Origin of the sequence: Paenibacillus sp. MMO-58, assembly GCF_037146255.1 — a bacterium.
Taxonomy (GTDB): Bacteria; Bacillota; Bacilli; order Paenibacillales; family Paenibacillaceae; genus Pristimantibacillus.
Genome location: NZ_JBBCVY010000009.1, coordinates 243,739 through 250,313, shown reverse-complemented (window position 1 = coordinate 250,313; position 6,575 = coordinate 243,739). Strand labels below are relative to the sequence as shown.

8 protein-coding genes are annotated in these 6,575 nt (G+C 53.4%); 2 read left to right on the top strand and 6 right to left on the bottom strand.

Annotated features, from left to right (window positions below; all coding sequences use genetic code 11):
- Nucleotides 1-123: 123 nt before the first annotated feature.
- The 6 genes from WFJ73_RS24820 to WFJ73_RS24795 all read right to left on the bottom strand — a co-directional run bounded on the left by WFJ73_RS24820 (nucleotide 124) and on the right by WFJ73_RS24795 (nucleotide 4,562).
- Entirely contained in the window at nucleotides 124-1,146 is a 1,023-nt protein-coding gene (locus tag WFJ73_RS24820; protein ID WP_336775633.1) for an ABC transporter substrate-binding protein, read from the bottom strand.
- 53 nt (nucleotides 1,147-1,199) lie between these two features.
- Entirely contained in the window at nucleotides 1,200-1,949 is a 750-nt protein-coding gene (locus WFJ73_RS24815; RefSeq protein ID WP_336775632.1) for an ABC transporter permease, read from the bottom strand.
- Complete coding sequence (locus WFJ73_RS24810) at nucleotides 1,949-2,773, bottom strand: ABC transporter ATP-binding protein (protein WP_336775631.1); 825 nt, start codon at nucleotides 2,771-2,773, stop codon at nucleotides 1,949-1,951. Before WFJ73_RS24810 ends, WFJ73_RS24815 begins: the two co-directional genes overlap by 1 nt.
- On the bottom strand, nucleotides 2,770-3,462 hold the full coding sequence (gene tenA / locus WFJ73_RS24805; protein ID WP_336775630.1) for a thiaminase II: 693 nt from the start codon (nucleotides 3,460-3,462) through the stop codon (nucleotides 2,770-2,772). The genes WFJ73_RS24810 and tenA overlap by 4 nt, the downstream gene beginning before the upstream one ends.
- Before the next feature lie 248 nt (nucleotides 3,463-3,710).
- Nucleotides 3,711-3,887, bottom strand: a complete 177-nt coding sequence (locus tag WFJ73_RS24800) for a DUF3934 domain-containing protein (RefSeq protein ID WP_336775629.1) — start codon at nucleotides 3,885-3,887, stop codon at nucleotides 3,711-3,713.
- 72 nt (nucleotides 3,888-3,959) lie between these two features.
- On the bottom strand, nucleotides 3,960-4,562 hold the full coding sequence (locus WFJ73_RS24795) for a TetR/AcrR family transcriptional regulator (RefSeq protein ID WP_336775628.1): 603 nt from the start codon (nucleotides 4,560-4,562) through the stop codon (nucleotides 3,960-3,962).
- Between the two features lie 156 nt (nucleotides 4,563-4,718).
- Here WFJ73_RS24795 and WFJ73_RS24790 point away from each other — a divergent pair, with 156 nt between their 5' ends.
- Together WFJ73_RS24790 and WFJ73_RS24785 are read left to right on the top strand one after the other, a co-directional pair.
- Complete coding sequence (locus tag WFJ73_RS24790) at nucleotides 4,719-5,630, top strand: ABC transporter ATP-binding protein (protein ID WP_336775627.1); 912 nt, start codon at nucleotides 4,719-4,721, stop codon at nucleotides 5,628-5,630.
- Nucleotides 5,627-6,439 carry an ABC transporter permease subunit gene (locus WFJ73_RS24785; protein ID WP_336775626.1) on the top strand — a complete coding sequence of 271 codons (813 nt, stop codon included), beginning with the start codon at nucleotides 5,627-5,629 and terminating at the stop codon, nucleotides 6,437-6,439. Before WFJ73_RS24790 ends, WFJ73_RS24785 begins: the two co-directional genes overlap by 4 nt.
- Nucleotides 6,440-6,575 lie beyond the last annotated feature (136 nt).

Below are 6,575 nucleotides of genomic sequence, written 5' to 3'. Positions count from 1 at the left end.
GGACTCTTTAAGGCCATTGTGGCAATTCTTACTTCGTAAGCATTCACTTAAAGAATTGTCACACAAATGGACTTTTTAAGGCCATTGTGGCAATTCTTACTTCGTAAGCATAATCCATATAACCTACAAGTTGCGGAATGCATCCGCCGCCTTCACCGGCTTCTTGATCTGACCATGCTCCGTCAGCCAATTAATAATGTTAGTCCAGGAATCCTCGGATTGGCTGGCAAACGGTTCATTCCCCGCATCCATCAGCGGCAGCAAAATTTGCAGGCTTTGCTTCTCGATATCCGCATCCAACGGGAAGTCGGTGCTTTGCTTATCCAGCAGCAGCTTCAGCGCTTCATCCGGGTGGCTTGCGGTATATTCCTGGCCTTTCGCCGCGGCTGCGAGGAACCGTTTGATGGCATCGCCTTTGCTGTCCAGTTCCTTCTCGCTTGCCGTCAACACCAGTTCGTAATAATCCGGAACGCCGTAATCCGCCGGGTTAAACGAGATCAGCTTCTCGCCTTCCTTCTCGAGCAGCAGCTTCTCGTGATTGATATAACCGCCGATAATGCCATCGACGCGGTTTGTCGACATCGCCGGAATCAGATCCCAGCCGATATCGACATAATTTATTTTCGACGGGTCGCCCCCATCCGCCTTCACCATCGTATTAACCATCGCTTCATCCAATGGCAGGGAAGGATAGCCGATTTTTTTGCCTTCCAGGTCCTTAGGGGTTTTGATCCCCGTCCCTTCCGATACAAAAAGCTGGTTAAGAGGATGGCGGACAATCGCTCCGACCGATACGACCGGGATATCCTCCGAGCGGGCAACGGCTACCTGTGTCTGGTAGCTAAGCGCCAGATCGGCTTTGCCCGTAGCGACCAGCTTCAGCGCGTCATTCGTATCGGCAGGCGTCTGAAGCTTGACCTTAAGCCCTTCTTCTTCAAAATACCCTTGTTCCTCCGCCGCATACAAAAACGTATGTACCGCATTAGGATACCAGTCCAGCAGCACCGTTAACTCTTCCGTCTTTTTCTCGGCGTTGCCTGAGCTGCTGCCGTTCTTCTCCGATGAACAAGCTGTCAGCAGCAAGGTGAATACAAGACCTACAGCTAATCCTGATTTGATGAATCGATTACGATAAGTTCCCAGCATGATACGATATCTCTCCTTAAGAATAAATGACTAATCAGCGATGCTCACACGATCTAACTCCGCCGCTGTCCAAGCACCCATTTCTCTATCATTTGCGCGGCAACAAACAAGGCAATCCCCATCAGCGACAAGAGCAGCACGCCGGCGAACACATCGTCGCCGCGAAGCATATTCGCCGCACGCTTCGTATAGACGCCAAGCCCGGATTCTCCGCCCAGCCACTCGCCAAGCGTAGCTCCGCCAACGCTGATGGCGGCAGCCATTTTTAGTCCCGTGAAGAAGGATGGCAGCGCAGAAGGAATCTTCCATTTCAGAAACAGCTGCGCTTTGCCCGCTCCCATTGAACGGAGCAGCTCCCCGATCTCGCGGTCCGCCGTGCGGAAGCCGTCCGCCGTATTTACCGCCACCGGGAAGAAAGTAAACAGAATAACGACCGAAATTTTGCTTCCGATCTCGTAACCGAACCACATGACCATGATCGGCGACAAAGCGATAATCGGAATGGTCTGCGAAGCTACGATTAACGGATAAATCGTCTTGCGCGCAAGGCTCGAGCTGTCGATCCAGATAGCGGACAACCCGCCAAACACGACCGAGAAAGCTAGACCAAGCAGCGCTTCCCATAGCGTCAGGACAAAATGCTTGCCCAGCAGCGCTGCGTGATTTAGAAGCGCGGCAAAAACATCCGACAGCGGGGGAATGATATAGCCCGGAACATCAAATACGCGAGTGCCCAGCTCCCAGATCGCCGCCAGCAGCACGATAAACAGAAGGATTGGAAGCTTATCCTTAAGCAGCTTCATCAGCCTCCGCCTCCTTCCGCATTGGAAGGGATCCGGCCAAGCTGCCCAAGAAGCCGTCGCTTCAAACTGGCAAAACGCTCGTCAAGCGTTGTCTCGTAGGTTCTCGGGCGGGGCAAATCAACCGCAAGCGGCTCAAGCTGCGTAATTGGTCTCGATGCCGCAACAAGCACTTGATCCGAGAGCAGCAGCGCCTCGTCGATATCATGCGTAATGAACAGAATCGTCTTCCGATGCTTCTCCCACACCTGCAGCAGCCATTGCTGCATGCTGATCCGGGTCATCGCATCAAGCGCGCTGAACGGCTCGTCGAGGAGCATCAGCTCCCCGCCGGCAAGCAAGGAGCGGAGGAACGATACCCGCTGACGCATACCGCCCGACAGCTCATGCGGATATTTCGCTTCCGTGCCCGCCAGCCCGAGTTCAGGCAGCATCTCAAGCACTCTGCGCCTTGCTTCGCGTTTAGGTACGCCGGCAAGCTCGAGGCCGATAGCGGCGTTATCCTGCACCGTCCGCCAAGGCATCAAGCAGTCGCGCTGCGGCATATAGCCGATGGTGCTGCGCTGACCGGGAACGGCACCAGCTGCCGTGATTGTACCGGATTCGGGCTGGAGCAGACCGGCTAGCAGGCGGAACAGGGTTGTTTTGCCCATGCCGCTAGCGGCTACGATACTGACGAATTGCCCCTTGGGCACTTCCAGATCAAGCCCGTCGAAGAGCGGCTCCTCGCCCTCGAACCGATATGTCAGCCCTTGAACAGTCAAGCCCGCCGAACCCGGCATGCCTTCTTCCCGGGTCCTCTCTACGGTAACCTGCTGCCTGTTCACACCGGCCACTCTTCCTCTCGGTAGGCCATATCCCAGAATAGATATTCAAGCTTGGAAGCCATGATGAAATGCTGCTCGAGCCTCGCCAGCTCCGGCTCCGGCAAAGCTTCCGCCAGCTCATCCATGATGCCGATGCACCAGTTGGTCAACTCGCCAAACTCCTCGGAGCTGTACATCAGAATCCAGTCCCGGTATAGCGGATGATCAAGCGCTCCGGGCGCTTCGGCGAACAGGACGCCAATCTCCCGATAGCTCCACATGCAAGGCAGTACAGCCGCCGCAACCTCGGCGAGCGAGCCATGCGCGGCAACGTCAAGCAAATATTTGGTATAAGCGATTGTGGTAGGCGACGGTTCCGTACTCTCCAGCTCTTCCCTTGTCACGCCGAATCGCTCGGCGTATTGCCGGTGCAGCCCCATTTCCACGTTCAGAATGGAATGGCACAGCTGAGAGAACTTCCCCATCGTATGGAGGTCGTTAGCCTTAATGCTGCCGTAAGCAAACATTTTGGCATAATCGATTAAGTAGACGTAGTCTTGCTTGAGGTAAAAGATAAACTTCGCGGGATCAAGTGTCCCTGCCTTCAGCTCCTGGAGGAAAGGATGACGGTGACTCCGTTCCCAGATCCCCTTCGAGCTCTCGTATAATCTCCCGGTGAATTTCCCGGCTATTATCGGTTCCGTTTGCATTGCCTTCTGCCACTCCTTTAATTTAGTAACCTTAGGTAACTAACGAGGGGCGCTGGAACAACAGAAAAAGCCATCCGCGAATACACGAATGGCTGTAATTCGATCGGTTCTCTACGCCAGCATTACCTGGTTCAGATTAACGGTCAAGCAAACAAGTTGCCTATCTCAGCCGGACTTTATCCAGCACCCGCACGCACTATGCAATTACACTCACTATAACGGATCTGTGAATATTAGGCAATAACCTATTATTCTTCGCTATCCGGTTTATTTGATCCGCCGGCTTCTTCCTTCTTGCCTGCTCCGGCCTTAGGCCCTTTACTGAATACACGCTTCGCGCTCTTCTTCTTTTCGGCCTTATCCCAGCGGCTCCAGCCCTTCTTGCCGGTTCCTTGCCCGATGCCGCTCTTTTTTGCTTTAACCAATCTGTACAGCTCCCTTGTCCTCTAATACGGTGTATTGTACCAATAGCAGGGCGGTAATAGCAATGTTTAAGCTTAACCCTCCGGCTCAATCCCGCAGACGCCATAAAAGAACAAATGGAGAAACTCCTCGAAAAACTGTTGCCCTTTCCCGCTTTGCTGCGCCTCTTCCAGAAGCTTTTGGGATTGCGCGACAAACATGTTCACGTAAGTCAGGATCATCTGCGTCGATACCTTGTTCGAGATTTGTCCCTTCTGCCTGCACTCCTCGATAAAAGCATGCATAAGCGGCATAGCCCGCTGCTGCGTCACCTCGTCGATATAGCCGGCAAAATCCGGATCGCCGCTCATCATCTGCTGAATGAATGCCGGCGTAAAGCGGCGGAACGCTTCCGTATCGGCCTTAACCACATATTCCACAAACTGCTGAAACGTTGGACCGCGGCTCATAAATACTTCGAAATCGTCAACATGCTCCGTAACGTAATACTTGAAGGCTTCCCGAATGAGAATCTCCTTGCTGCCAAAATAGTTATAGATCGTCACCTGCGACACCCCTGCCTCGGCAGCGATGTCGGCAATGCGGATATGTTTAGGCTCACAGTTCTGAAGCATGGCAAGGACAGCTCCCCTGATCTTTGCTTTAAGCTGCTCCGCTCTTTTTTCGAATCCGTTCATGTTACCCTCCGGCTCCCCAATAAATATGAACTAATGAAATTATAGCACATAAATATTTCATAACCCCATTGACTTCTCTTTTAGCCGAGCCTATCATAATGATGAAATATAGGAACCATAAAATTTCATAACTTTCCGAAAGAAGGTGCGGTCAGCATGCTGGTCGTAGACGGTTTAACGAAGCTTTTTCCGGGCGGCAAAGGGATTACCGATGTGTCCTTTACCGTGGAACAAGGGGAGGTATTTGGCTTTCTTGGTCCTAACGGCGCCGGGAAATCCACAACGATCCGCCATATTATGGGCTTCATGAAGCCCGACCGCGGAAGCGCGTCGATTAAAGGGCTGGATACTTGGAAGCAGCAAGGGACCGTGCAGAGGCTGGTCGGCTATTTGCCGGGAGAGATCTCTTTTATCGAAGGCATGAATGGCAAGGAGTTTCTGGCGTTTCTCGCCCGCATGCAGCGCGTGGACAGTTCGGCCCGGCGCAAGGAGCTGATCGAACGGCTTCAGTTCGACGTCTCTACCCCGATCCGCAAAATGTCCAAAGGGATGAAGCAAAAGGTCGGCATCGTGGCGGCTTTTATGCATAGACCGGAGCTGATTATTCTGGATGAGCCGACTTCAGGCCTCGATCCGCTTATGCAGCAGCTGTTCATCGAGCTTGTGCTGGAGGAGAAAGCCCGCGGCACCACCTTCCTCATGTCCTCCCACAGCTTCCCTGAGATTGAGCGGACTTGCGACCGTGCCGCGATTATAAAGGACGGCATTATCGTCGCCACCAACAACATCCACGAGCTGCAGTCGATGCAGCGGAAGCTGGTTGCGATCGTGTTCGAGCATCCGGAGGATGCCGAGGCTTTTGCGCAAAGCGGCCGCGTGCCGGTGGAGTCCCGTGACGGAAGGCGGGTTACCGTTGCCGTGCAAGGCAATTATAACGAGCTGATTCATGAAGCCGCGAAATACAAGGTGCGCAGCCTGGACATTACGGCGCAAAATCTCGAGGACGTCTTTATGCAGTACTATGACCGGAAGAATGAAATGGGCGGAAAGGAGGCTGATGCTTTATGAACTTTCCCCTTTTCAAGCAAATGATGAAGATTCATCTGAGAGGCATGAGCAATTATGCGTTTGGCTCGGCCTTCTACATTCTGCTTATGTTCTGGCTTTATCCCGGCATTGCCGACAATACAGGCTCTTTAAATGAGCTGATTAAATCGATGCCTGAAGGCGTTGTTAACGCCTTTAATATTCAAGGCGGCTTTGGCAGCATGGAGGCTTTTATCTCCGGCGAATATTACGGGCTTATCCTCCCGCTTCTGCTCTCGATCTTCAGCATCATGCTGTCGACCGGTCTCATGGCAAGAATGGTGGATCAGGGCTCGATGTCTTATCTGTTGTCTACGCCAACGACCCGCAGGCAAGTTGCCGTAACCCAGGCAGGCGTTTTGTCCACGGGACTTCTCATTATTATGCTGGTCACAACAGGTGCCGGACTTCTCGGTTACGTATGGTTTATCGGAGATAAGTTCGAATTCAACGGAGCCCGATACTTGGAGATGAACGTAGTTGCCTGGATGCTGTTTATCGCGGCAAGCGGCATTGCCTTCTTGATCTCTTCCGTTATGAACGATGAGAAAAAGGCGCTTGGCACCTCCGGATTTATCGTCATCGGCATGTTCGCGCTCGATATGCTTGGCAAAATCAGCGACAGCGTAGAGTGGCTCCGGTACATTTCGATCTTCGCGCTGTACCGGCCAAGCGATATTGCCGCCGGCAGCGGCGATCCGCTGCTCTCTTCGATCGTGCTGCTCGCGATTGGCCTCGCCTGCTTCGCCGCAGGCGTTATCTCCTTCAGCAGGCGGGATCTGCCGCTGTAATGGGAACCGGTGGCCGGCGGCGTGGCAAGATGCGTTAGCTAGTCAGCGGGGCCGCATCCGGCCACCCCGCCGGCGGCACACAACCTCGTCGTGTACTCACGTGCCTGCATTCCGTCAATTGCGCCGCCGTTAAGGT

Coding starts and splice junctions, on each gene's coding strand:
- WFJ73_RS24815 (WP_336775632.1), bottom strand. CDS start 1,949: ATGAAGCTGCTTAAGGATAAGCTTCCAATCCTTCTGTTTATCGTGCTG.
- WFJ73_RS24820 (WP_336775633.1), bottom strand. CDS start 1,146: ATGCTGGGAACTTATCGTAATCGATTCATCAAATCAGGATTAGCTGTA.
- tenA (WP_336775630.1), bottom strand. CDS start 3,462: ATGCAAACGGAACCGATAATAGCCGGGAAATTCACCGGGAGATTATAC.
- WFJ73_RS24795 (WP_336775628.1), bottom strand. CDS start 4,562: ATGAACGGATTCGAAAAAAGAGCGGAGCAGCTTAAAGCAAAGATCAGG.
- WFJ73_RS24790 (WP_336775627.1), top strand. CDS start 4,719: ATGCTGGTCGTAGACGGTTTAACGAAGCTTTTTCCGGGCGGCAAAGGG.
- WFJ73_RS24785 (WP_336775626.1), top strand. CDS start 5,627: ATGAACTTTCCCCTTTTCAAGCAAATGATGAAGATTCATCTGAGAGGC.